The following is a 26,241-nucleotide window of genomic DNA, read 5'->3' on the forward strand; positions in this document are numbered from 1 at the left end:
CACGTTATCAGAGTCTTATAATAACATAGCATGGGAGAAGAGTCGAGCATGTTGCCAAGTTCATTCATATCTATTCCGGTCAATTGTCAACAATTTGTGAAAAAGCTTCTTTCACTTGCGCCGGTTCCACCAGCTTCTTACGCACCGATGCATCCCACTTATCCGGTTCCTGGAGAGTCTTCAGTTCCGTTCCAGCCCATTGCCGGGCGGCTTCACGGCTCAAAGTATATTGAACATCCTCAAATGAATAAAGCACATGCTCCAAATTATCAATCCATACAAAATTGGCAGCAGCATTATATACAAGGATTTGTTCCAACTCTTCGGGCTTCATATCACTGGCGTTCATCCTGTATTTAATCTGAGCCGTAAATGTCTCTGGATACAACTGATACCCATTCAACTGGTCGCTTAGAGGCAAGGCCTGATTTAAATGGCTGAGATTGGAGAAGTCTCCCATATAAGCACTGCGATATTTCGCTAATGCCGCAAAATCATGGGTTAACGGATCTTGCTGCTCCGCCTCATACTGTGTCTGCTTGGCCTCTATTCTCGGATTAACGACACCCTCAACTACAATTACACCACAAATACCGAGAATGACCAGTGCAATAATCCATTTGTTCTTTCCACTCATATGACATCACCGACCTCATACTTGCCCACAATCCGATACGCCCTCTGCACGATTAAAGGAATAATAATACTTAGCAAAGGTATGGCAAAAGCAATCGCGATTACCGTAAATTGATAGGGTCCTTCTATCTGAATCGGACGACTATACCAGATGTTGCTTCCAAATCGCAGCGCAGCCTGTGTTCCCCACAGCACAACGATGAGCCCTGCCCATAACCACCACACTCTGCGCGTCCATTGCCATAACACAGGTGTTCGAATTACGGTGATGTCCTCTGGATCAGCCGATGTATTTTTATTTTTCAACATATAAAATACATACATTCCACCCACAATCACACTCATAAGCATGAGCAAGTTGTTAATGGTTGCACCTTGGATCATGACTCTCATTGGAATCGTAATGATCCAGGCGATAAGACAATAGATCAAGGCAGACTGCAACACCGCAGTCCAATAAGGAACACGCTGTACCCTGCGATGGTCACTCATGATCTGATCTATACCAGCTGCATGCAGAATAGCGGTCTGAAAAGCCTGCTCTTCGTCCATTCCCTGCTCCAAATAATCTTCGATTCGTGCAGCAAGATTGCTGTGAATCTCTTCTTTTAACTCCCGATTGGCTAACGTATCCTGCGCGCGATCGAAAAGACGATTCACATGGCGGGTAATGCGAGCTTCTAATGTCATATCCCTTCATCTCCCTTTTCCCCGGAAATAATCATGCAGTCAATCAATGTTTTGGCTGCGTGCCAAGCTTGAACTTGCTGTGTATAAGCTTCCTGGCCCTGCGTTGTAATCCGGTAATATTTGCGTCGTCCTCCCTGGGTCTCTTCCCCCAGTAGGATTCCACATATCCACTCTTCTCCAGCCTTTTCAGACTGGAATATAGCGTCGGTTCCTTTAATTCAAACCGTTCTCCACTCTTGCGATAAATTTCCTTAATAATGCTATAGCCGTAGTTATCCTTCAGTATAAGTACACTCAGAATAATGGGGTCAATGTTGCCTCGAATTAGATCACTGTTAATAGCTTGCTCATCCATCTGCCAGATTCACCGACTTTCTTCAATCCTGGGTATACTATAATACATATTACTATGTCTGTAAATGTAATATGTATCGTGTAGTAAATACTCATTTATATAAGCAACATTTTTCTCTTACTTCTCGTCTGGAAGATATTAGGGAGGTGGATACAATAAAAATCTTCAATACTATGGGAACGTTGTTCTCACTGTTGTTCCTTACAATTTTGCTGATATTATCTGGCTGTAATCCTACTTCAATTAACGGTACAAACGGAACTGCCTCGCCCCCAACAACTAATCCAAAGGAAGGCAAGATAGGATCAAAACAGGTTCAGGAACCGGAGCCCAACTTACCTCAGAAACTGCCTACGCCAATTATTAAGAGCAAAAGCGGCATCTCCATTCCTTCTGTACAGGGCAGTTATTGTTGGAGTGGAACGTGCGTTGATTACGCTAGCCTAAATTTTGAAGACAAAAGTCCGATCTCAGTTCTTGCCGGTGAGGAAGTATCCATAGATATGGGCATAGATATCCCCCGGATGAGATAAGTATTTCTGAATATGTGGACAACCGCAGCCAACCCATTACTTCAACGGGTGGGACCTTCCAACTTCCCAAGGAACCAGGGACATATTATTACGGAGCATTTGTCCGCTGGTCTTCCCCTCAAGATTCGCAGATCAGCCTGGGAGATACTTCTTTTGCGTTTGTAGTTCGTGTTGTGGAGAAAAAATAAAACCAAACAGGGCCCCTCCACTACCGGAGAGGGCCCTGTTTACTGTTTATATTTCTGATTCGTTATTTCTTATTTATTATTTCTTTCGATCATATTCCCATTTATATTCCGTTGTTGTACATCCTGCCTTTATCTATTGCTGCACTTTCTCGCGATCTTTCCCTTTATCTGATTCACCCGCATTTTTGTTAGCAGCATCGCGATCCTGCTGCATTTCTTCAACGGTTTTCACTTTGAGACGTGCAGCACCTTCATATTCCTTCGTTGGAATCAGGTTGCCCGCAGCGAGTCTTGCTTCTGCCGCGGCAATGGCATCACCATATTGCGGTAACCACTCGGCTTGAGCGACCAGCATTTCGTCGACCATTTGCCAGATTTCTTTTGGATTACATACTGCACCCACGAGTGGGTCCATCATGAACGCCTGACGCAATAGTTTGTCGTCACCATGTACAGCAGCCTCAACCGCAAGCCGTTGTACGGAAATGCTTACGTTACACACGGCAGCCGGACCGAGCGGCAGATCACCTACATGTGGCATCGAAATGCCGTTGCGGTCCACATACCCCGGTGCTTCGATGATGGCATCATCCGGCAGGTTGGAAATCACACCATTATTAACGGTATTGAAATGTCCGCGGTATACGCGCCCCGTCTCCAACCCTTCTATAATGTAGGAACCATGTTCTCCGCCGCGTTTTTCTGCAACAAATTGCATCGGCTCATCCTTCATCCAGTTCGGGAAGTCGGTCTCAAACCAATTTCTGCCCTCTGTACATACGCGTAAATACCCGCCTGTCTCGCCATTAATCCAGTTGCCCAGGTCGATCCAGTCCATGATCTCTTCCGGACGTTTGCGGTACCAAGGCACATATTCACTAAGATGACCATTCGATTCCGTACTGTAATAACCAAATCGGCGCAGCATATCGATCCGCACTTTCTCGGTGCGGCTGTACTCTGGATGTTTCTCGAAGGCTTCAAGCAAATCGCCTGTAAGGTCTTTGCCTTCATGGGACGCCTTGATGTACCAGGTCTGATGATTAATTCCGGCACACACAATATCCACTTCATTCATTTTGAGTCCAAACGCATCCGCAATCTGGTGATGCCCATGCTGTACGCCGTGACATAGTCCGATCGTACGCACACCGCCGTACTTGTTGCAGGCCCATGTCAGCATGGCCATCGGATTGGAATAATTGAGGAGCAGCACATCCGGTGCGCTTTGCTTGCGAATATCTTTGCAGATGTCGAGCATTTCGGCAATTCCGCGCTGTCCATACATAATTCCACCTGCACACAATGTATCCCCTACACATTGATCCACCCCATATTTGAGCGGAATATCCACATCGGTTGCAAAAGCCTCCAACCCACCCACACGGATTGTACACAGTACATACTTCGCGTCCTTGAGCGCTTCTCTCCGGTCCGTTGTTGGCTGAATCTGAATATTCAGTCCATTCTCGCGGATATCGCGCTGACACAGCTCGGTAACCATGTCCAGATTGTGCTGATTGATATCGCAGAAAGCAACCTCAATATTGTTAAACTCCGGTACCGCTAGTAAATCCCGCAGCAACCCCCGTGTAAAGCCGATACTGCCTGCCCCGATAAATGCCACTTTAAACGACATGCACAATTCCTCCCGTAATCCGAGTATATTCGTTCCGGTTAATGATCTCACTTCATGAAATCATTGTAGCAACGGGCTATAAGGAAGCGTTATCAAAATCATGACCTCTTCACCACGAGGTTGTCAAAAATCCTCACTTTTGTATCCGCCGCGCCTTACTATCCAGATAAACTGCACGATTTATTCTTCAGCGGGATAATGACTGACATGTCGCTCCATCAAGGAACGGAATTCAACCGGAGTTCGGCCCGTATATTTCTTGAATAACATATGAAAATATTGTCTGCTCCCCACCCCCACGTAATCGGAAATTTCGGAGATTGGAATATCTGTCTGTTGCAGCAGCATCTTCGCCTTTTCCATTCGAAGCATTGTGAGATAATCCGTAGGTGTGCGCTTCGTGTGCTGGCGAAAAATACGATGCAAATACCCCGGATGCAGATTCACCGCTGCCGCGATATCCTTCATTTGAATATTGCGATCCATATTGTGATGCATGAATTCAATCGTACGTTTCACGTACAGCTCCGTCTGATCCAGCGCACTTCGATTGATCTCCCCTCGAAGTCGTGCGACCCTAACCAGCAGTTGGATAAAAAGTGTACGTACCAGCGTCCCCTGCTCAGGGGATTTCAGATCCCGGGCTTCGCGATGATGTGAGCGTTCCTCCGGCGGAATAATCCGCATGGGTGCAGAAGGTCGTCCCTGCTCCATCAGACCGCGCTGATCCAGCTCCAGCACCAGGCTTTTCATAATGTGATACACCTCTTCCGGGTCAGGCAGGACCAGATAAGGCGAGTCTTGTGTTAGAAAAGCATGGACTTCATCCTCTTCCAGCGCGATCTGGCGAATGGAAGGCTGTCCTGGCTCCGATCTGGCAACTCCAAATTCCACATTCAGCATGCGGCACGGGACGCCATCTTTCACCAGCAGACGGTGCGGAACCCCCGCGTCCAGCAGAATGAATTGCCCTTTTTTCAATACAGCCTGTTCCGAACTCCCATTCGGCATCTGTACATCGACCCGGCACATTCCCGAAATGATGTACATGATCTCCGTGGAATCATGATCGTGATAGGACATCTGGTAGTTGTCCCATTGCTTGTAATAGTACGCATAGAAACGCGGTCCATAGTCCTCCATGCGCAGTTTCTCCTGAAACAGACTGCCTGTCCACTGTTTTGCTTCCAATGCCTTGCACCTCCGTTGCTTCAACGATCCTCACTTTTCTCCATTGTAGCAAGTCCTGGCGATGTATAGCATCATGTAAATGAAAAACATTGCGATTATAAATTAGATAATTATATAATTAGCTATAAATCTAATCATTTTTTTATCCAATCTATAAGCAGGAGGTCTTGAGGGATGAAAACTACATTTTTTCTGGTGAGACATGGGGTCAAAGAAAAGCAAATTGGAGATGTACCCCTCACATCCGAAGGAGTAGTACAAGCTAAGTCAACAGCACTTTATTTGTCTAATGTACCTGTCACCAAGATCATCGCAAGCCCACTTCGAAGAGCAATCGACACAGCGGCGCATATTGCTCTCCAAACAAACGTGACAGTGACTGAGGACCAGCGTCTGCGGGAACGCGCCAACTGGGGTGACCTGCCTGAACAAACCTTCGAAGAATTCATTGCGATGTGGGACAGATGCACATCCGATCCAGACTTCCTGCCACCCGTAGGCGACTCATCTAAGCAGGCAGGCGAACGTTTGGCCTCTTCCCTAACGGAATTGGTGAATGTAGATTCACCAGAAAGCTATATCGTTATCGTTACTCACGGCGGGTTAATTACGGATTTTCTCGTAAACACATTTTCAGAGCAGGAACTTAATGTCTGGCATCCTGACTTTATAGCCATGCAAAGTCAACTGATTCCCGAATGCTCCATCACCACATTGATCCATGAGAACGGGAAATACACCATTCAAGATTTTGCATCCGTAAAACATTTGGAATGATGATGCCGTCAGTCGCGTCGGTTTAGCCATTTCAAAAAAACTCCGGGTAACCTCCCGTACGCCTAAACGCACCGAGGTTACTCCAGAGTTCCGCTATATCACCATACAGGTATTGCGTTCTTCAAGCCCAACCTTCAGAGGATCATATCATCTACGTTTTGGGCCACTTATCACTTATCACTTATCACTTATCACTTATCATCTATCATCTATCATCTATCATCTCTTACTTCTCACTTTCCACCCTTACCCGACTTGGGCGTGTGGAACTTGGGCAGTGTAACCTTAGACCAGTCGATATCCGATGCCATGTAGAAGGATGGGTAAGACGGTTGATTGTACCCACTGTTCTGTCCGGCAATGCCGACACGATACATCGCGTCATGCATCAGCGTGTACAGTTTGCGATCTGTCTTCTCGGTGCTCAGATAGATGCGGATCGCCGAGCTGTCTTCGGTTCTGACCAGCATCTCTTCCCGCCAATCCCCAAAGATATCCGCTACGAGAGATGGCGTACCCTTGGTATAATTGTTGGTCAATGTTCCGGTTGCGGTCAGCAGCGTGCCCCGATTCCAATCCTTGATCGTAGGTGTGACATCGATGGCACCGTCCACGATCTGAGTTGTCATATCTCCTGCCCAGCGAATGTTCATATTGGTGCCAGGGGCTTTATCACTTATTTTCTCACCGCTGGCTGTCCATAATCCCACGGCCCAAGTCTCCAGCCCACGGCGGGTCGGATCCACATCACCAATCATACCGCGTCCGGTATCTTTGCCGTGTATCCACCATAAATCACTTCCCCAGTCTTCGCATCCCGCAGGGAATATCCGTATGGCGCCCAAGGACCACCCTCATGCACCATAAAGATCTCAAGTCCCGGACGATCCGGATCAATATCCGCTACATGAAGCGCATCCCCGTGGCCCAGACGCGCAATCGTTCCCGGAGCGGCGCTCTCCGCAGGCATCAGGTCCTTGGAGCTGTACAGCACACTGCCATCATGATCAATCGTGGCCGAGCCGTACACAATCTCCTGTTTGCCGTCTCCATCCACATCAGCCACACTGAAATAGTGCGCGCCTTGCGTTGTAATTGAGCCATACACCGGATCTGTACCGTCCACCCCATGCGGACCGTCATTGAACGGGTTCTTCATCGGTGTCCAACCACTGTCTACCTTCCATTCACGTTTGAGCTTTTTGCCATCCCAGTTGTAGGCGACCAGTGTGGAACGTGTGTAGTACCCGCGTGCAAAGATTGCTGATGGTTTCTTCCCATCCAAATATGCCACGCCTGCCAGAAAACGATCTACCCGGTTCGCCGGTTCAATACGCGCCATCGCGTAATCGCCCCGCATCAATCCATCATCCTGTCGTCCCGGCTCATAAGGAATGGTCTCCAGCTCTTTGCCTGACCCTCCTTCGAACACCGTTACATACTCAGGCCCATCTACGATGAAGCCTTCGAACTTGCGCAGCTCATTCTTGGCACTGCGGCTTGGTGCATACACATCGATGAAGTAATCGGCCAAGCTCTCAGCATCCTTCTGAGACAAAGGATAACTATACTTTTTCTCCATCCCAAAAGCTTCCTCCAGCGTAGCAGGCCAGTTGCCCTTCACGACCTCTTCATGCTTATGCCAATTCTTGAACATATCCACGACATGATCATAGTAGCCATCTGCACTTAAACGGAAATCATCTTCATTAGAGTAACCAGCCTTGCGATCCTGCTTCGGAAGGGTGATGTATTTCTCGGACGTCACTTTTCCTTTTTTGTTATATTGGATTATCTTGGTGCCCGGAGCGGTCTTGAACATCATCTCAGCCTTGCCATCCCCGTCAAAATCATAAACGAGCATCTGTGTATAATGAGCACCCGAACGGATGTTGACCCCGAGATCGATTCGGTACAACAATTGTCCGTCCAGCGTGTAACAATCCACGTACGTTTTACCGGTGTAGCCTTTTTGCGAGACATCCTTGGCGTTAGAAGGGTCCCATTTTACAAAAAACTCATACTGTCCGTCCCCGTCCACATCGCCCACACTCATGTCATTCGCAGAATACGAGTAAGCTTCTCCCACTGGCGTCACACCATCGGCCGGTTTTTGCAAAGGAATATCGACGTAGCCGTTCGCCCAAGGTTTGACGGATGCACTGCGTTTGCTCTCCTTGCCCTTCTGGCTTACTGCTGCCACTTCATAACGGGACGACGATTTGCCTGCGGCATCAACATAGTTGGTGCTGTCGGTTACCGTAGCAATCTTTTTGCCATCACGATATACGTTAAAGTCTGTACCTGTCAGACCTTTATCGCTATACCCTGTGGCCTCATCACCAAGCAATCTCCAACTGAGAAAAACACCCTCCGAAGAAGACGCCGCGACCAGACCGCGATCCAAATATTCAAGCTGAATGTCTTTCAAAGAACCACCTCCCTTATGTGACTGCAGGCTGGCTTCAGCCGCTCTGTTCTCATTGGAAGCTGCTGCTCCGCTCGCACCCGCTGTTCCCGCAACCAGCAAAGCAACGCTTAGTGCCGAAGACAGCATTTTGGCTGCAAGTGGCAAACGTACCTTTTTACGATTGGAGTGCATACCTGAAACCGATCCTTTATGTATCGGCGCTGTTGTTTTGGATTTCATCGACCTTCACTCTCCTTGAGATAGAATGGGTGATGCTTGTGGTTGTGTTTGGATCGTTGCGGCATCCTTCAATCCTACAGACATTCATATCCTTCAAATTTAACTGAATGCGCTTACAAAAATAAGAGAGAATAATCTGCTTGAACAGACTTCTCAGACTTCTTCGATTCCGTCCCCCTTCCATTGCCTCTCCATCAGAGCAGCTCCGCCCTGCCCATCGGGTATTATTATAGACATCCTACCTGCCGCGACAAAGGCAAATATCCGTCCAAAACGATCAATATTCAGTGTTGTTCAGAAGACATTTAGGGAATCAAACCGACGAACGAATCTGTCCGAAGGAAGACTCAGGCTTACCGCCAATTCTTATCTAACGAATCTCACACACCCTATTAGGGCGTAAAACTCAAACAACGAATCCTAACGAACCTCAGTAACCTTATTCGGACCAAAACGGGTCTAAGCGGGGCTAAATCCACCCCAATTTACTGATTAGCGTGTCTAGGATTCGTTAGAATTTCCAACTACACCAAATCACCTATATAGCGTCTACTCTGTTCGTTAGAAAAGAAAGAAGGCTGTCGCCAGATCATTTCCATGATCAGAGGACAGCCCTGCTTCATTCGTCCGCTTACACATCCCTAATTTCGGATCTTCAAGCGGCTCTTACATGCTTCCATCAGCGAACTTCATTTTTCACAACCGAACCAACTGCATAACATTCCTATTAAGGCTCAATGCCCCAGACCAGAGTGCCGCCTTTATAGAGAGTTACCTTGTTCCAGTCCTGATAGGATGTTTTGGTTGGATCGTAGGAGTAATCATTGGATTCATCAAAATTGCTCCAGTCCGTTTTGTACATACGAAGCTGGATATCCCCGGATTGTGCACCTGCCTGAATCGAACCTGCTCCAGCAGTGAAGCTGAGCTCCACATAGGAATCGGTGAACGTGCGCTGGATGTTAGCACCGCCCACCTGTGCCCAGTCGATCGCAGAGTCCATTGCTGCGGTGCCTTCTTTGGAGAAGTAATAACGGATTTTCAGATCACTCAGGTTTACAGCTGTGTTGCCTACGTTTTTGATGTTAAAGAACGGCTTGATCTGATTATCTGCTGCGTTCGTGTCTCCCGCACGATATTGCAGAACCAGATCACTGGTCGGGACAACCACACTTTGTGGTGTTGCGGAAGCTGCGGCAGAATTGGCACTTTCCCCGGCAGCGTTCACGGCACTAACCACATAATGATAGGTCGTTCCATTGGTTAGACCCGTATTCGTGTAGAAGGTGCCGCTCACGTTGGCAGCAACCGTCGTGAATGGGCCCGATGCACTCAACGCCCGCTTCACGTTATAACTTGTCGCACCTGCAGAAGCCGCCCAGGACAAGCTAATTTGCGCATTGCCAGCCGTAGCTGTCAGTGCTGTTGGTGCAGCAGGAGCATTCACACCTGCAATGGGTACAGCACTTTTTACAGCCGAATTGGCACTCTCACCTGCAGCATTTACGGCACTAACCACATAATAGTAGGTTGTACCATTGATCAGACCTGTGTTGGCATACGATGTTCCGGTCACGCCCGCAGCAACCGTCGTGAATGGACCCGATGCACTCAACGCCCGCTTCACGTTATAACTGGTCGCACCTGTGGAGGCGGTCCAGCTCAGGGAAACCTGTGCGTTGCCCGCTGTCGCAGACAGTGTTGCCGGAGCTGCTGGAGCTGTCGTTGCACCCCCTCCACCATTGCTGGCAGGAAGAACAGGGAATGAGTTTTGCACCAGCATGACGAATTGATCATGGAACCAGTGACCCGACACCGGTGCGTTAGGCAGTGCACCGGTCAATACACCATCACGAGTCGTGAATGTTGGATCACACATCCGGTCGAAGCCTTTTCCTTCGTTATTCGGAATTTCCGAGCTGGATCCATCAGATTCCCCTGGAGGTTTGACCCATACATAGGCATCCAGATGGGCTGGTCCTGGTGCTGCTTTTGGCGCTTCACCTATGCCTGCTCCGCTGTTGTTACACCAGTTCCCCCGGTGATCCCGCTTATCCACACGCCCGGAGTTCACGTACGTGTTAATATCACTGCCTGTGGCAGACGTTGGACGGTTAACCCCGCCCCATCCATTGCGGCTGGTATCAATAAGGAAGCCCGTGCTGGCCGGCCAACCTGCTTGTACAAATCCGCTATACAGTGCCGCAGTGAAATCGGTTTCGTCAAAGTACGGATTCCACTCATAAAACTTGGAGGACTTGATCGGTTGTCCGCCGATGTTCAGATCCGGGTTGGTCAAATTCGGTTCGCTCAGCGGTGTGCTATTCGCTGTGTTCGTGATGAATCCGTCTGCGCTGCTCAGACCTGCCGTTGTTCCTTCGACAACGTTAGTATAGAGCGAAATTGCACCTGTACGGTTGTTATCCCAACCAAGCCAGCCGGAGTGACCAATATCCAGGTAGTTGTACACATTCGGAACGGCATGCAGCTTTTCCAAGGCATATTTCACGCCAGCTTCGTAGATGCCTGTTGAACTCGCCTGGGCACAGGCTGGTGTACTGAGGTTGGTTACCAGATTGGGCAGACTGTCCGGCTCAATGATGGCGATGATGCGAATGTCCTGATACTTAGGTTCTGCAAAAATATCGGCGATTACATTGATATAATCATTTTTATACGTCTGCAGCGCCGCCTGTGTTAGTGGAAGTTCACCATTGGACGCAAGCGCATGGCAATCCCGCCCAGGCAAGTTGTAGATAACGAATGAAGCGGTAATCGGAGTGCCTGCTTTCTTTTGTGCCAAAGCGGCATCCAGATGCTGCTCCACACTTTTGCGTCCAGCATTGTCTGTTCCACCATGAATGGCGGCAATACGGTCGATCCAGACTGCCGTTGGATAGGATTTGACCGTTTCCATCTTGGCTTTTAACGACGCATCACTGGTGAGAGCAATGGACGTATCCACGAGAGCGGAATAATCCTGGTTTAAATACGCCGTAGCTCCGACAAACGGATTATCCACATGTGCTTCAGCCGCCTGACTCACTCCTGGAGCCATGCCCGGGAAAATGCCCGCTACGAGCAGCGTTGCTGCCAGCATTTGTTTCACACTTCTGCGAAGGACTTTTCCGCCTCTCGATAAGGTTTTCGATTTTGTCATTAGGGTTCCACCTTTCCTGTGGTTGGATTGGGTATATACTCATGTCTGATCCTCTGTGTCGGCAAGATGCTATGCACGGTAGAGAACATAATGATGAGCTGTTGGAACTTCACCTCCATGAATGCAGTCAAATTGGGACAAGCGTAGGTCAACAACAATAGAGCCTGAACTGTAACAAGAAACAGAGATTGTGTCTTACACTGAGGTTAAGTGACAAATCAAGGGGGATAACATCTGTAGGTGTGTGCGGGTGATCTTCGGTGAACGGCTTTCAAAGCTTTACTCAGACTTCAATTTAGTAAGCGCTTACTTTTAGAGGTTTTAAAAAAAGGCTACCCTCGATACAAACCTCACATCGCGTGTCCACCTCCTTATGAATCTGATTATACTCTATGTAAATATTACTGTAAATTGAATTTATTAAATTATATTATAATTAATTCCATAAATCAGGCAGGGATTTTGAGATGTGCCTGCCCAAGCCATAAGAAAGGCTCATCACGGACTTATCCCCCGTAATGAGCTAATTCACATCGTATATTTTCATGCTCTCTTTCTATGGAAGCACTACAATATCCCCGGTTTCAAACCGTTCAGTACTTCCGTCTTGTCATCTGTCTCGATTCCTGTTTGAATCGTCTGCTGAGCATATTGCCCGTTGCCTTGATCCAGCATTACATATGCCATATCCTGATCACGCATGACCGCCAGCGTGGGAACCACCGTCGCTTTCTCCTTGCGCAGCGTTTCAATCTTGCCCTCCAGACTTAATCCACCGATCAACTTGGCGTTTGGCTTCAGATCAATGACAATATCGAATTGGGAAGGCTGCTTGAGATCTGTTTCCGTTCCCTTTTTGGCAAACTTGGAGATTTTGCTGACCTTTCCGGTTAACGCAACCTCCTTATTGCCCGTCATATGTACGCTTACAGGCATACCAGTTTGAATTTTGAAAATGTCCTGCTCACTAATGGTCGCCACAAATTGCAATTTGCCCGTATCTACAATAGTACCCACATACTGACCTTCGCTCATCATACGTGTCTTGGTCTCCGTATCATTCATCAGAAACACGCCGGATACCGGCGCATACACGGTGGATAAACCGATAACCGCCTTCTTTGCCTGAACCTCCTGCTCCTTCACAGCGATGGATTCCTTGTTCATTTCGTTGGTCAGTCGTTTGGTCTCCCGCTCGGCGAAGGCTTTCTTCCGCTCTTCTTCGGTGACCCCTAATGGCTCGGAACCGTTTCCCTGATTAAGACCAATCTCATTCAATTGAGCTTCCAGCCTCGATTTCTCAATATCGGTCTCCAACTGCTGCACTTCTGTCTGTAATGCTTTCGAATCAAGCGAGAACATAACGGCTCCCTTACGAATGGGCTCCCCATTCTCCACATTCCACTGCTTTATTTTCGAGGCAAAAGGAGCATAAACATCTGTCTGCTTGGCATAAACCGATTTGCCTTTGACCTGAATTTCCTGCGTGACCGTCTCCTGAGTGACTTCAAATGTGATGGGCTGCGGTGCCTCAATGGGCGCTTCGGGTACCGGTTTATATTGTTGGTATAGGAAATATCCAACACCCGCGAGCAGTCCGATCATGATGATTCTCTTTATCCATTTGCTTATTGCCGAATTCTTCATTGCCGTATGTCCCCTCGTTGAATCTGTCTGTTCAATCTTTAAACTTTGCATTCTCTGTATCTCTCTGCTTCATTTATGCCGATTTAATCACCTGTAACGCATTCGTACGCGAGGCACTAATCGCCGGATAGATTCCCGAGAGCACTCCGGTTAATACCGCAAACGCTATTCCAGCAGGCAGAGCTGACGTCTGAATGACCACTTGGAGAGGTGTGCTTGCCTCCATCGAGACTTGCCCTTGGAGCAGTCCGTTTACCCCCTGGATGGCTCCATAAGCGATGAAGACACCGACAATTCCGCCCAATACGCCAAGTACAGCGGCCTCTGTAATGAACATCTGCCGGATCTGCCACAGATTGGCTCCCAGCACCTTCATGACACCGATCTGTTTGCGTCGTTGATGCGTGGACATGATCATCGCAACAATAATGGACAGCGAAGCCAGCAGCATGACGAATATTCCAATGCCCATAGCGGCCTTCTGGTACATACCGAGCTGTCCCTTCATTGCCTGCTCCTGATACAGATTACTGTCTGTCATCAGCGTCAGCTTCTGAATCTGCTCCTGCACCTGTGCTACATATTTCTTGTCCTCCACCTTTACGAGCGCCGAGTTCAGTCGTCCTGCCGCCGCGGCCTGTGCCTGACTGCTCTGGAACTGTTCGGCGAGCATCCGGGCGGTTTCGAGGGAAACATAGACCTTTTTGTCATACATGGCATTATTCTCACTCATGCCGCCAGGAACTTTCAGCACCCCTGTCACTCGCAAAGGTGAGCTTGTTTTGACTTTGGACGCATCATTCATGTCCTGATATTTAAGATTAAACTGTGCCTGAAACAGCTCCGTTTGAGTAGACATCAACGCCATGTATTGCTGTAGAAACTCGTCATTAAACGAATCCTCCATGAGCTTGGCATTCAGTTCACGTATGACCTCGGCGTCCACAAGTCCGAAGGTTGCACCGTAATTTGCAATAGCGGCTCCGCTAATTCCCGATGCACCCCCTTTGTCAAAACGGTAGCCAAAACGGCTTAATGACCCAAGCTCTGTACCAATGACTTCCACATTGGAGCTCTTGCCATCCAGCGTTGCCATCTCCAACATATCCAGCTTCAGCATCGGAGCAACGGCGACGACATGCGGAAGGCTGGCAATAATATCGATTTTCCGAGCCGTTAGCGCTCCGCGTTCAAAGGTAGACGTTTGCCCACTGCTCCCGCTCCCCCGAGTTGATGCCTTCATTCGGAGATACTGTAATCTCATCCATTTTGTAATTCTCGTTTAACGTTTTCTCACCATAGACCTGTACCGACTGCCCCACGCTTAATGCAATAATCATGGCGGCACATCCGATGGACAGACCAATCATGCACAGTAAGGTAACCACCTTCCAGCGTACAATCTGTCCCCATGACATTCGCAACACATCCAGAATTCTCACAACCGCTCTCCTTGCTCTACTGCCTTGGACTGGCCACCCTTCACCAAGCATCCGTCCTGCAATGTAATGACAACCTGCATTTGCTCCGCCACTTCCGCCTCATGCGTAACAATGACAAATGTCGTATCCATCTCCCGATTCAGCTGTTGCAAAATGGAAATGATCTCTTCCTCCGTGCGCGTATCCAAATTCCCGGTAGGCTCGTCTGCAAATATGACAGACGGCTCCGTAATAAGTGAACGTGCAATGCTGACGCGCTGCTGCTGTCCTCCCGATAGCTGGGAAGGGAATAACTCGGACTTGCCGACAAGGCCTACCTGTTCCAGTAGGTGCATCGCCTTTTGCTTACGCCGTGATGGGCGAATGCCCTGAAATACGAGCGGCAGCTCCACATTTTCCCGAATCGTCAGGTTCGCCAGCAGCTCATACGCCTGAAAAATAAAGCCAATATGTGTCCGGCGGAATTCAGCCAACCGGTTCTCACTCATACGCACAATATCCTGATCCGCAATGAGGATCTTGCCGGTGTCCGGCTTCATCAGACCTGCCATTAAGTGCAGTAACGTCGATTTGCCTGAACCGGAGCTTCCCAGCAGTGCAACCATCTCGCCCTTGCCCACGGATATGTTAATGTCCTGCAATACGGGAACGATCCCTTGTGCATTGCGGAACGTGTGTGACACCTGTTCTACTCGCAGCATGAATCCGGCTTCCTCTCATCGATGTAATAGAGGTAATTATAGCCATCAGATGTATCGGTCCAATCTGGACTTGTATCCAATTTGTAAAATCATCCTTTTTACATCATTGGATCGAGATGCGATTGAAATGCCCTCTTTGGATTTATGCAAAATACTCGAATCACAAAAAGGCCCTATGGGTTGAGTCCTTGCGCAGCGACTTCATTCCATAAGACCCTCATGTCTGAGCGTTCCATATTCACATCTTTACCACGCCCGGAAGCTAAATCGGTATAACTCGCTTTTTTCCATGGAGCTCCCAACAACAAAGAGATTGCTGTCATTCCATTTCAACTTGATAAAGTAATCGATATTCCGGTAGATAACCGTATCGGACCCCAGCTTGCTATCATTCAGATAGGCAATGTGCACCTCATTCTTCTGTCCTTCAAGTGTCAGAAAATAAGCAATGCGGGACTCCTCTTCATCCAGATCGAAGCTCCAGATGGGCCCTTTGACCAGTAGTTCAAACTTCTTGGTATCCGCTCGGTACCTGTACAATCCCTGTTCGTTGTTCATCATACCTTGAATCAGCATATCCCCATTCTTCAATACTTTGAACTGCTGTATATCCTGGGCAGGGGGGTATGCGGTAATATCATTTTTGTCGTTAAGAGAGAAGCTATACACTGCGTAATTTTCTTTCAGTTTGACCAGCACATACACCTTGGTCAGATCCCGACTGATCTCATACGAATCCAGCATGATTAGGGTATCATCCTGACTTGAAATGTTGCTTTTCTGTGCAACCATGGCAACTAACTCATCATAACTGTACAATTCGCGTTTCTTTCCTGTATTCAGATCCACCATGTTGAATACCAGGTCATCATATCCGATGTAGGATTCATCGCCTACAAAGATGCGTGAATAGGAGTTGTCATTCTTCAACTTGTGATGTTCTCCAGTTTTCAAATCATATTTATAGGTTGTCTTCTGCGCCTGAGTCGATCGATACTGGGAATAGATCAGCTTGTTCTGATCCGGACTCAGAGTAATGCCATACTCTGTATTCGTAGCGATGTCTTTCAACCGATTATCATCCATATGCAGCTGTGACAGCTTAATCCCGGTATAGGAACGATCCGGCCGATTCAATATCACCGTGTTGGGATCAGCTACCTCAAAATCATAGATGGCAAAGTCATTGGGCAGCTTGGTAGCCGACTCAATCTGAATCGTGCTGCTCGGCGGTGGGGTCAAGCGACTGTTGAACTGTTTATCCGGCAGAATGACGGTTCTGGGCTTCGCATGTCCAATGCTGAAGAGACTGCCAATTCCAAAGATGCCTCCGACAAATACAATTAGCAAACCGGATAACATGAGCATATCGCGATGTCTGCTCCAAAATCCTCGTTTCTTCATACGTTCCATTCCCCAGGCAGACTGATATTCACCTGTGTTCCCTTGTTCAATATACTCTTCATTTCAACTGTTCCCCCATGCTGCTCTACCGTGTTTTTCACAATGGACAAGCCCAGTCCTGCGCTTCCCTTCTCTGTCCTGTTCATCCCGTTATCCCGGTAAAAGGGTTCAAATACATGCTTCAAAGCTTCCTCCGGGATGCCTTCTCCTTCATCGCGAATCAGTATGGCTACCGAATCCCCCAGTCGAAACGATTGGACTTGAATGATGGAATTCACATTTCCGTATTTGACGGAGTTATCCAGTACATTCAGGAAGACTTCTTTGAGCTTGTTCCAATCCCCCTGAACATACAGCGTTTCTTCCAGCTCATAACGAATACCGATATTGTACTTACCCGCCTTAATGGACATATCTTCGCAAGCTTCCCGAATAATATTCGATACATTCACCCGCTCAAAGCGATAGGTCTGAATCGGTGTGGACGATACGGTCACTTCCAGGATATCGGCAACCATGACGTTGAGGCGCTGGCTCTCATTGATAATATATTTTAACCCTTTCTCGAAGAATGCCTGATCCGTAAAGCCATTATCCCGCAAAATCTGGGCATACCCGAGTATCGTAGTCAGCGGTGTCTTTAATTCATGGGTCACATTGTCAAAAAAAACCTTGTTGCGTGCCTGCAAATGCTTGACCTCATCCCGTTCTCTCTCAATCACATCAATCTGCTCCCTTACCCGATCGATCATGACCGTAAAGCTGGAAGCCAGCTCTCCAATCTCATCCTTCGTTGAGATGTGGATGTCTGCATTCAGGCTGCCTTGTGCAACTTCGGCTGAACGTTTCGTCAGAACACGAATGGGCTTCGTAATCTGGCGTGATATAAAGACAGAGCCAATGAAAACAAACACAAAAATGACGGCTGCAAAGCCCTTGATAGTGTTCTGAAAACGCAGATGCCGTTTGAACAGGTCCGTATAATCCCTTTCCAGCTGGATAATGCCAAGAATGCTCCCCTCCGACAGCACAGGGAAAGACAGATTCCCTGTTACTCTGCCCTGATCCACCACTGTTGTATAAGCAATCTTTGACTTCATGGCAGCCTGTAGGTCAGAGGTTTTGGCAGCACCCGGCTTCGCCTCCGCACCCACGGTACTAAACGGTGTAGCATCAGATCGATAGACTATGACCTTGCCACCTACAGCGGAACCGATCTGTTCTGCGAGATCTCGATTCCCTGTTCCCAGGGAGTCCTCACTAATCCGTTTGTTATGAATCAGGAAGTATTGATTGAGCGCGATATCCAGATTTTTTTTGGATTGTACCATGTCCTCCTGTACTTCCCTGTACATGTTCTCCTCACCCACTTTATTCGAAATAATGAGCAAGGCCGAAAAACCGATAAATACGATGACCGAGAAAAGAACGACCATTTTGAACTGAATCGTCCACTTCATGTATGCACCTGAATATTCAGTTTGTACCCCACGCCGAAGACCGTCTCAATAAGTGAAATCCCCTGCTCCCGCTATCCAGCTTCTTGCGGATGCGCTGAATATGAATGTCTACCGTCCGGGTATCTCCGGGAAAATCAAATCCCCACACTTTATCCAACAATTCAGACCTCGTATGTACCTTCCGGTGATGGTTGACCAGATACAGCAATAAATCATATTCCTTATTGGTCAGTCCGGCGCGTTCCCCATCCTTCCAGACTTCACGCTCATCCTTGCGAATTTCAATGTGTCTGCCAAGCCGTACCACTTCATAGGACTGGTTCTCCAGCGTCTCGCTGATCAGATCAATCCGGCGGAAAATGGCCCGAATGCGTACAACGACCTCACGAATGTCGAATGGCTTGGTAATATAATCGTCCGCCCCCAGCTCCATGCCCAGCACCTTGTCCAGCATATCGGACTTCGCCGTAATCATAATCACGGGAATCTTTGAATTCACGGAAAGTTGTCTGCATACATCGAACCCGCTCATGTCCGGCAGCATCAGGTCGAGCAGGATCAAATCTGGTCTGGACTCCCTGAGCAAATCCAGTCCCTCTCTGCCTGTTGCCGCTTCTGTCATCTCAAATCCTTCCTTGCGCAAAGAATAGGATAGGATGTCGCGAATGGACTCTTCGTCCTCAATAATCAAAATCTGTTTCGGTCTCATGATGAATCTTAATCTCCCTGCTCTATGAATTTCATCTGCCTTATATTTTGTATCTCTGCTCCAGGATTGAACAGAGGTTCACGGGAAATGTTACAACTCGGATACAAGTCTGGCGTCTTTGGAAACATCATCCCGATATACTTGGATCATTGAGAACAAACCAGACCGGAAAAGGCCAGATCGGTATCCAAAGGGGAAAACATCACGTGAACAAAACAGCCATTCATAATGCCTATGTAAACTATAAATCAGAAGTGACACGGTATCTATCTCAGATCGTCAAAAATCAACAGGATGCAGAGGATCTCACGCAGGAGTGCTTCATTCGAATGATGAATGTAACGGCAGACATTCCGGAAGAACGCCTTCTCTATTATCTCAAAAGAATTGCCCGCAACCTCGCTATGGATACATTCCGAAAGCGAACCCGTACACTGAAGCGAGACAGTAAGTTGGAGATGCAAACCTATCACTGTGATGCATCCGAGTTGGAAATCTCCGAAGGTGTTAACGACCTTGTGTCGATCATCAACAATACAGAGCATCGCAAAATTCTTGAATTACGCGTGATTCACGGTTACAGCATCAAGGAAACCGCACAGCTCGTCAACCGCAGTGAAGGCATGATCAAATCCTCGGTATTCCATGCTGTTAATCGCATTCGGGCCAAAGTCATCTCCTAAGAGATGGCTTTTTTCATCAGCAGAAGGGCCATAAAATCAACATATGATGTTAGAAAGTATCAAAATTTCTTGTATCGAGCATGACAAAGGACTCATTTTTACAAAAGTCGAGTTCGTTTTTACAAATTGTTATGACTAGGTGAGATTTTGGTGTGATAAGATATGGACGAACTCATGTAGTAACTATTATTTGGGAGGGATTTGGTTGGGTAAATTGACACGTATGCGAGGAGTATGGGTAAAATCACTCCTGGCATTGTCCATGGCATTGCCGCTTCAGATCGGATTATGGAACGGAGATGCATCGGTTCAGGCAGAATGGGCAACCGACCCTGCGCCGTTCATACAGGCGAAGGTTGTTAACGGAAATGCAGGCAAGAAAGTACTGTTCGACAATACTCATGCACAGACAGCCGGAGCGGCTGACTGGGTCATTGACGGAGGTTTCTCTGACTTCGGTAATGCACTCGCGAATGATGGATATTATGTTAAGGAACTGCGCAAGACGACTCCATTTACCTATGACGATCTGAAAGAATATAACGTGTTTGTCATCGCTGAACCCAATGTTCCCTTCAAAACGACAGAACAGGCAGCCATGAAAGAGTATGTAGAAAAAGGCGGCAGCATCTTCTTCATTGGAGATCACTACAATGCTGACCGTAACAAAAACCGCTGGGACGGTTCCGAAGCGTTTAACGGCTATCGTCGTGGCGCATTCGAAGATCCAGCCAAAGGCATGAGCACAGAGGAGCGTAACTCTGAGGCTATGCAAAATGTAAGCAGCACAGACTGGTTGTCCGATAATTTCGGTGTACGCTTCCGGTACAACGCATTAGGCGATATTAACGCCACTAACATTGTGCCTGCTGGACAAGCATTTGGCATCACGGAAGGTGTATCTGCTGTAGCGATGCATGCAGGGTCCACACTTGCGATCACTGATCCAACAAAGGCTAAAGGTATTGTATACCTGCCGAAAACAAATGCGGCTTGGCCCAATGCAGTTGACCAAGGCGTGTACAACGGTGGCGGCGTTGAGGAAGGTCCTTACGTAGCCGTATCCAAGCTCGGTGCTGGTAAAGCAGCATTTATCGGGGACTCCTCTCCTGTTGAAGATGCTTCACCGAAGTATTTGCGCGAAGAGACTGGCGCTCGCAAAACAACGTATGACGGCTTCAAAGAAGTTGATGACGGCAAATTGCTGGTGAATACAGTCAACTGGCTTGCTAATCAGGAAAGTTACACTAGCCTGACCCAAGTGAACGGACTTCAACTGGATAATGCAACAGCATTGCTTCCAATTGAACAACCTGCTGCTACTACAGAACCACAGGCTGAACCTTGGGCTGCACCAGCTGCAGGCTACAAATGGTATGATCGTTCCACGTTCAAAGCAGGTTCTTATGGTGGACCAGCTTCAAGCGCGAACGCTTCCTACAGCTTCGTGAAGCAAGAAACCCTGCCTAATGCGGAGGATTTCCAAATCCGCGTAGTTGTAGAGAACATGCCTGCCAACACAACGGTTTCCGGTTACAGTGCAGGGATCTATCTGACAGGCGGAACACAAGTAGCCATGATTCAGAACGAAAGTGGCACATGGCCGACTTCGTACGGCTATAGCTCCAACTTTAGCGTTACTTCCGACAGCAAAGGTCGCGCCACCAAGGACCTGAATGTCCGCATTAAATCAGGTACTACGGGCGCTGCCAGCCTGCGTCTGCGTCTGAACGGCAGCAACCTGATTACCAATGCAGTTACAGTCGGCAATGTTCCGGCTGAGCAGCTTCCGGAAGAGGAAGGTCCAATCCCGGCAACGATCAGCATCGCTGATGCACGTACCAAAGCAGCTGGTTCAACCGTTACGGTTGAGGGTGTAGTTACAACAGAGCCCGGTGCATTTGGTGGACAATCCTTCTATCTTCAAGACACAACTGGCGGCCTTTATGTTTTCCAAAGTACTGGCGGCTTCCATGCCGGAGATGTGGTTAAAGTAACCGCAGCAACGGCGCTGTACAACAGTGAATTCGAGCTTACAGATATCGTAGCAATTGAGAAAACAGGTACAGCATCCATCCCTGCTGCCGTTGAGGTTCCAGCAGTAACGGCTGCAAACCAGGGTCAACTCGTTCAATTGAAAGAAGTAACTGTTCAAAATATCATTAGTGCAACACCTGTAGGTTCCTTTGAATTTGACGCGGTTGCAGCGGACGGAACTAGCACGCATGTCCGTGTGGATACACGCACAGGTGTAACGCAAACGTCCTTCCCTTATGCGGCAGGCGATAAAATCAGCGTGACCGGTGTTGCCGCTATTTTCAAAGACGTATTCCAACTAAAACCTAGAAGCTTGAACGATTTTGTAAAAGTTGAGGAAGGCGGCGGAGAAGAACCATCTACGCCAGCTGTTGGCGCACCGGGTAAACCTGCGCTTACCTCCAACAATGGTTATAGCAACGGTCTGTCTGAAGGATCGTATACTATCAGCATGAATCTCTGGTGGGGTAACAATGGCACAAGCTATAAGCTGTATGAAAATGGCGTGCTGATTGACACACAAAAACTGACAGATGCTTCCCCGATGGCACAATCAGCCAAAACAACGATTTCTGGCAAAGCTAATGGTACCTATACCTATGTAGCCGAGCTGACGAACTCCAAGGGTACAACTAGCAGTGAAGTACTCACAGTAAAAATTGCAAATGCTGCCCCTGGCAAAGCTGTTCTCTCCCAAGACAACTGGGATGGGGACGGTAACTACAAAGTGACGATGAATCTGTGGTGGGGAACGAATGCAACAGAATACCGTCTCTATGAGAATGATCAACTGATTGATACCAAAGCGCTGAACGCAGTAACACCTAATGCACAAAGCGCCGTGACAGATGTATCCGGTCACGCGAATGGAACGTACACGTATCGCGCCGAGCTGATCAATGCAGCAGGTGTGACAAGCACTGAAACCATTACGGTTAAGGTTACCAAATCGGTATCTCTTCCAGCAGCAAGCTAAGTCTTAGTAAGGAATGCCTAACGTTTAACCAAGCATAGAAAAAACCGAAGCGAGATCGCCGGATTCCAGGCAAGCTTGCTTCGGTTTTTTTCTGTTACTTTTCTCTTAAGATCAGTTTCTCTTCAAAGTTGTTACCGTTAATATCTGTCCACTCAATGACAACTGCTTGCTCTTCATTTCTACTAACACTTGAACCTTGTGTTCGCATTATAGGAAAACTTATAGATTTCGAAGTTAAATCACTATCCTGTCTAATTATGCTTCCTTCATTTATATTGATTTTATATCCTTTAATATCTTCTAAATTATCTTTTTTATAAAATACAGTATATGCTCCATTTTCTGCTCTTTCATTTGTTACTGTAGTATCTAATTCGGCACTCCAATTTTCACTCTCTCCCATGAGATTAATTCTTGTCTGCAATTTTGAACAACCAGTAAGGGATATGGTAAAAAAGACTATTAAAATAAGTATCGACACCCATAACACATTATTATTTTTTCTCATAATCTCCCTCCATTACTACATTTATAACTATACAGTATCATAATATGAACCTACTTCTAAACAGTAATTTCATTTACGATCATATATTTACATATAAGATTATGAAATAAATACAAAAAGCAGCACCTGCTATTGCATGGGCTGCTCTTCCGATAGATCAACAATGGATTGAAACTTTTCCATCAAGTCTTTTATAATATTCGTTTTTATTAGCAAGCAAACTTTACTCTTTTCTTCTTTATACCAGCTTCTTGCGAATATATCCCGAGATCAGATCAATGATCGTAATCATCACGATAATACCCAGCAGGATAATCCCTACTCGCGGCCAGTTCCGTGTGCTGAGTGCGAAGATCAGTGGTGTACCGATCCCCCTGCCCCAATTACCCCCAGAATGGTTGCAGAGCGTACATTAATCTCGAACCGATACAATGTGTAGTTAAGGAATCCAGGCAAAACCTGTGGCAGTACAGCAAACCACAGCTGCTGCATACGATTCGCACCGGAAGCGAGTAACGCTTCAGAAGGACCATAATCAATATTTTCCACTTCGTCAGCGAATAGCTTACCAAGCATCCCGATGGAATGCAGTCCAAGTGCAAGTACACCCGCAAAAGAACCTGGTCCTACCGCTTTGATGAACAGCAAAGCCATGATGATCTCCGGGAACGTACGGATAAAGCTGAGCACCATTTTGCCCGTACCCGATACAGGACGGTAACTGCTCATATTCCGGGCAGACCAGAAAGCAAAAGGAATACACAGTACAGCGGAAATGACGGTACCCAGCACCGAGATCGCCAGCGTATCCAGCAATCCTCGCAGTAAATCCTCTCCCTCAGGCAGATAGACAAAGTCCCAATCCGGGGAGAAAATCCCGGCGACAATCGCCTTCATGATCTGACCTGCTGTTTCCTTGAAACCGGTAAACGGTATACCAGCAAGTGCCCAAGCGTACACAAGTATAAGTAAGATTACAATGACCCAGCGAAGCGGGTTCTTCCGTGGTTTGCGCCGGATTACGCTCGTTTCATTTTTCATCATAACAATTTCTCCCGCAGCTTAGTACTTACATAATCAATGATCAGAACAATAACAAGGGTAAACAGAATGATTACACTCGTTTTGTCATATTCCAGGAATCCAAGGGTTGCTTCATAGTACAGTCCGATACCCCCTGCACCGACCAATCCAAGAATCGCAGCAGCGCGCACATTAATCTCAAAGGCATACAGCACATAAGAAGTAAACTGGGCAGCCAGTTGTGGCACTACACCATAAATAATCAGTTGAATCCGGTTCATGCCCACAGCGGTCATCGCTTCAAGCGGTCCCTGATCAATCGTTTCCAGCGTTTCGTAAGTCAGCTTGGCAATCAGTCCCACCGAGAAGACAGCAAGTGCCAAGATACCAGGAATCGGTCCCAGTCCAAATACAGCAACGAACAGCGCCGCCAGCAACAGGTCAGGCACAGTACGAATCAAGTTCAGTACAAAGCGGGCCGGATAGTAGATCCAGCGGCTGGGCATCAAATTACCTGCACAGATGATGGATACCGGAATCGCGATGATCGCACCGATCGTTGTTCCGATCAGTGCCATTCGAATGGTCTCCAGCATGCCCTGAACGATATTATCAAAGTATGTCCACCGCGGAGGAAACATCTCCTTCAGCAGGTCCAGCATGTTCGGGAAACCTTCAATCAGTTCGCTGAAGCTGGCATCGGTCTGTTTGGCACTTGCCCACAGCAACAACAAGATGATGACCAAGGTGAGCAAATGTTTGGTGCGCCCTGGTGGTTTGGGACGGTGGATAGTCGAACCTGAGCCTGTGCCAGGACGCTTGCCCTTCCCTGATTCGTTCTGTAATGATCCATCTATCGATACGTTTACGGGTTGCTTCATACCAGAACTTCTCCCGCTGTTGCTGTACAGCCTGTTTATCCAGCAGCTCATCTGCCAGAATAGGTCTGCCATAAATTTCGGCAAAACGCTCATCCGTTGCCTCGGATACCGGACCATCAAACACCACTTCGCCTGCACGCAATCCCACAATACGGGTAGCATACTCTCTGGCCAGATCAATAAAGTGAAGGTTAACGATGGTTGTAATGCCAAGATCCTGGTTGATGCGTTTCAGATCATCCATAACCTGTTTCGTTGTCAGCGGATCGAGTGAAGCGACAGGTTCGTCTGCCAGAATGATTTTTGCTTCCTGTGCAAGTACGCGAGCTATCGCTACCCGTTGCTGTTGACCACCGGACAATTGATCCGCGCGGGAATAGGCTTTCTCGGCAATGTTCACCCGCTCCAGTGCTCCAAATGCAAGTTCCGTATCCTCTTTTGGAAAACGGCCCAAAATAGTACGCATGGTGGAATGATATCCCACACGTCCAGCAAGCACGTTGCGAAGCACACTGGAACGCTTCACGAGATTGAAGCTCTGGAAGATCATGCCGATATCCCGGCGAATCATGCGAAGTGACTTGCCATGGGCTTTCGTGATCGACTTGCCATTAATCAATATCTCCCCTTCACTGATATCATGAAGTCGGTTAATGGAACGCAGAAGCGTCGATTTCCCCGCACCAGACAAACCTACTACGGCAATAAACTCTCCCTGTTTAAATTTCAGGTTAATATTATTCAGGCCCTTAGTGCCGTTAGCGTATGTTTTCGTTACATTGTGAAGCTCAATCATGGCAGTAGTCCTTCTTTCATTAATATGGTATTTCGCAGGTTCACGCTGTAATGGGACAAGCCAGCGCAGCGTATGTCACGCTGAACTGGCCTGTCCGCTAATACGATGAAGTTATCCAATGAAAAGATAAGCAATGCAATCATTAACTATCTTTC

The 26,241-nt window shown here is 47.6% G+C and carries 19 protein-coding genes and 3 pseudogenes; 4 read left to right on the forward strand and 18 right to left on the reverse strand.

Annotation, left to right across the window (positions count from 1 at the left end; translation table 11 throughout):
• Positions 1-79: 79 nt before the first annotated feature.
• Genes ACTWJ7_RS30090 through ACTWJ7_RS30100 form a run of 3 tightly spaced genes read right to left on the reverse strand, consistent with a single transcriptional unit; the run spans position 80 to position 1,681 of the window.
• Entirely contained in the window at positions 80-637 is a 558-nt protein-coding gene (locus tag ACTWJ7_RS30090) for a DUF4825 domain-containing protein (protein ID WP_301880703.1), read from the reverse strand.
• Positions 634-1,326, reverse strand: a complete 693-nt coding sequence (locus tag ACTWJ7_RS30095; protein WP_301880704.1) for a permease prefix domain 1-containing protein — start codon at positions 1,324-1,326, stop codon at positions 634-636. Before ACTWJ7_RS30095 ends, ACTWJ7_RS30090 begins: the two co-directional genes overlap by 4 nt.
• Positions 1,327-1,369: 43 nt before the next feature.
• Positions 1,370-1,681, reverse strand: a complete 312-nt coding sequence (locus ACTWJ7_RS30100) for a PadR family transcriptional regulator (protein WP_443146165.1) — start codon at positions 1,679-1,681, stop codon at positions 1,370-1,372.
• A gap of 146 nt (positions 1,682-1,827) precedes the next feature.
• On the opposite strand from ACTWJ7_RS30100, the gene ACTWJ7_RS30105 reads away from it, so the two are divergent.
• Positions 1,828-2,214: a hypothetical protein gene (locus ACTWJ7_RS30105; RefSeq protein WP_443146166.1), complete on the forward strand. Its 387-nt coding sequence runs from the start codon at positions 1,828-1,830 to the stop codon at positions 2,212-2,214.
• Positions 2,215-2,535: 321 nt separating this feature from the next.
• Here ACTWJ7_RS30105 and ACTWJ7_RS30110 read toward each other — a convergent pair whose 3' ends face one another.
• Complete coding sequence (locus ACTWJ7_RS30110; RefSeq protein ID WP_079349902.1) at positions 2,536-4,041, reverse strand: alpha-glucosidase/alpha-galactosidase; 1,506 nt, start codon at positions 4,039-4,041, stop codon at positions 2,536-2,538.
• Between the two features lie 180 nt (positions 4,042-4,221).
• Positions 4,222-5,184 carry an AraC family transcriptional regulator gene (locus ACTWJ7_RS30115; protein ID WP_079350017.1) on the reverse strand — a complete coding sequence of 321 codons (963 nt, stop codon included), beginning with the start codon at positions 5,182-5,184 and terminating at the stop codon, positions 4,222-4,224.
• A gap of 222 nt (positions 5,185-5,406) precedes the next feature.
• On the opposite strand from ACTWJ7_RS30115, the gene ACTWJ7_RS30120 reads away from it, so the two are divergent.
• A complete protein-coding gene (locus tag ACTWJ7_RS30120; RefSeq protein WP_079349903.1) occupies positions 5,407-6,009 on the forward strand; it encodes a histidine phosphatase family protein in 603 nt (200 codons plus the stop codon).
• A 233-nt stretch (positions 6,010-6,242) separates the two neighbouring features.
• Here ACTWJ7_RS30120 and ACTWJ7_RS30125 read toward each other — a convergent pair.
• From ACTWJ7_RS30125 to ACTWJ7_RS30165, 9 genes and pseudogenes are all read right to left on the reverse strand, one after another.
• Positions 6,243-8,611 (reverse strand): annotated as a pseudogene (locus ACTWJ7_RS30125) (rhamnogalacturonan lyase).
• A 775-nt stretch (positions 8,612-9,386) separates the two neighbouring features.
• Positions 9,387-11,819 (reverse strand): glycoside hydrolase family 6 protein, encoded by a 2,433-nt coding sequence (locus tag ACTWJ7_RS30130; protein ID WP_301880706.1) that lies wholly within the window; start codon positions 11,817-11,819, stop codon positions 9,387-9,389.
• Positions 11,820-12,386: 567 nt separating this feature from the next.
• Positions 12,387-13,466, reverse strand: coding sequence for an efflux RND transporter periplasmic adaptor subunit (locus tag ACTWJ7_RS30135; RefSeq protein ID WP_443146167.1), 1,080 nt, complete (start codon positions 13,464-13,466; stop codon positions 12,387-12,389).
• 73 nt (positions 13,467-13,539) lie between these two features.
• Positions 13,540-14,709, reverse strand: coding sequence for an ABC transporter permease (locus ACTWJ7_RS30140; protein WP_443146168.1), 1,170 nt, complete (start codon positions 14,707-14,709; stop codon positions 13,540-13,542).
• The gene (locus tag ACTWJ7_RS30145) at positions 14,657-14,908 is read right to left on the reverse strand and encodes a hypothetical protein (protein WP_443146169.1); all 252 of its coding nucleotides are present in this window, start codon (positions 14,906-14,908) and stop codon (positions 14,657-14,659) included. The genes ACTWJ7_RS30140 and ACTWJ7_RS30145 overlap by 53 nt, the downstream gene beginning before the upstream one ends.
• On the reverse strand, positions 14,905-15,609 hold the full coding sequence (locus ACTWJ7_RS30150) for an ABC transporter ATP-binding protein (protein WP_079349907.1): 705 nt from the start codon (positions 15,607-15,609) through the stop codon (positions 14,905-14,907). The genes ACTWJ7_RS30145 and ACTWJ7_RS30150 overlap by 4 nt, the downstream gene beginning before the upstream one ends.
• A gap of 246 nt (positions 15,610-15,855) precedes the next feature.
• On the reverse strand, positions 15,856-17,013 hold the full coding sequence (locus ACTWJ7_RS30155) for a hypothetical protein (RefSeq protein ID WP_079349908.1): 1,158 nt from the start codon (positions 17,011-17,013) through the stop codon (positions 15,856-15,858).
• Entirely contained in the window at positions 17,010-18,473 is a 1,464-nt protein-coding gene (locus ACTWJ7_RS30160; protein ID WP_079349909.1) for a sensor histidine kinase, read from the reverse strand. Before ACTWJ7_RS30160 ends, ACTWJ7_RS30155 begins: the two co-directional genes overlap by 4 nt.
• 16 nt (positions 18,474-18,489) lie before the next feature.
• On the reverse strand, positions 18,490-19,182 hold the full coding sequence (locus tag ACTWJ7_RS30165) for a response regulator transcription factor (protein ID WP_443146170.1): 693 nt from the start codon (positions 19,180-19,182) through the stop codon (positions 18,490-18,492).
• A gap of 206 nt (positions 19,183-19,388) precedes the next feature.
• Here ACTWJ7_RS30165 and ACTWJ7_RS30170 point away from each other — a divergent pair, with 206 nt between their 5' ends.
• Positions 19,389-19,865: an RNA polymerase sigma factor gene (locus ACTWJ7_RS30170; RefSeq protein WP_218671925.1), complete on the forward strand. Its 477-nt coding sequence runs from the start codon at positions 19,389-19,391 to the stop codon at positions 19,863-19,865.
• Between the two features lie 205 nt (positions 19,866-20,070).
• A complete protein-coding gene (locus ACTWJ7_RS30175) occupies positions 20,071-22,878 on the forward strand; it encodes a chitinase N-terminal domain-containing protein (protein ID WP_301880709.1) in 2,808 nt (935 codons plus the stop codon).
• A gap of 94 nt (positions 22,879-22,972) precedes the next feature.
• Here ACTWJ7_RS30175 and ACTWJ7_RS30180 read toward each other — a convergent pair whose 3' ends face one another.
• The 4 genes and pseudogenes from ACTWJ7_RS30180 to phnC all read right to left on the reverse strand — a co-directional run.
• Complete coding sequence (locus ACTWJ7_RS30180) at positions 22,973-23,386, reverse strand: hypothetical protein (protein ID WP_301880710.1); 414 nt, start codon at positions 23,384-23,386, stop codon at positions 22,973-22,975.
• Between the two features lie 238 nt (positions 23,387-23,624).
• Positions 23,625-24,427: pseudogene (gene phnE, locus ACTWJ7_RS30185) on the reverse strand (phosphonate ABC transporter, permease protein PhnE).
• Positions 24,427-25,290 carry a phosphonate ABC transporter, permease protein PhnE gene (gene phnE / locus ACTWJ7_RS30190; RefSeq protein WP_236703666.1) on the reverse strand — a complete coding sequence of 288 codons (864 nt, stop codon included), beginning with the start codon at positions 25,288-25,290 and terminating at the stop codon, positions 24,427-24,429. The pseudogene phnE (ACTWJ7_RS30185) and the gene phnE (ACTWJ7_RS30190) overlap by 1 nt, the downstream one beginning before the upstream one ends.
• 28 nt (positions 25,291-25,318) lie before the next feature.
• A pseudogene (gene phnC / locus ACTWJ7_RS30195) lies at positions 25,319-26,086 on the reverse strand (phosphonate ABC transporter ATP-binding protein); the annotation flags it as partial.
• Positions 26,087-26,241 lie beyond the last annotated feature (155 nt).

Source organism: Paenibacillus sp. 1A_MP2 (assembly GCF_052244825.1).
In the GTDB taxonomy this organism is placed as follows: Bacteria; Bacillota; Bacilli; order Paenibacillales; family Paenibacillaceae; genus Paenibacillus; species Paenibacillus vandeheii.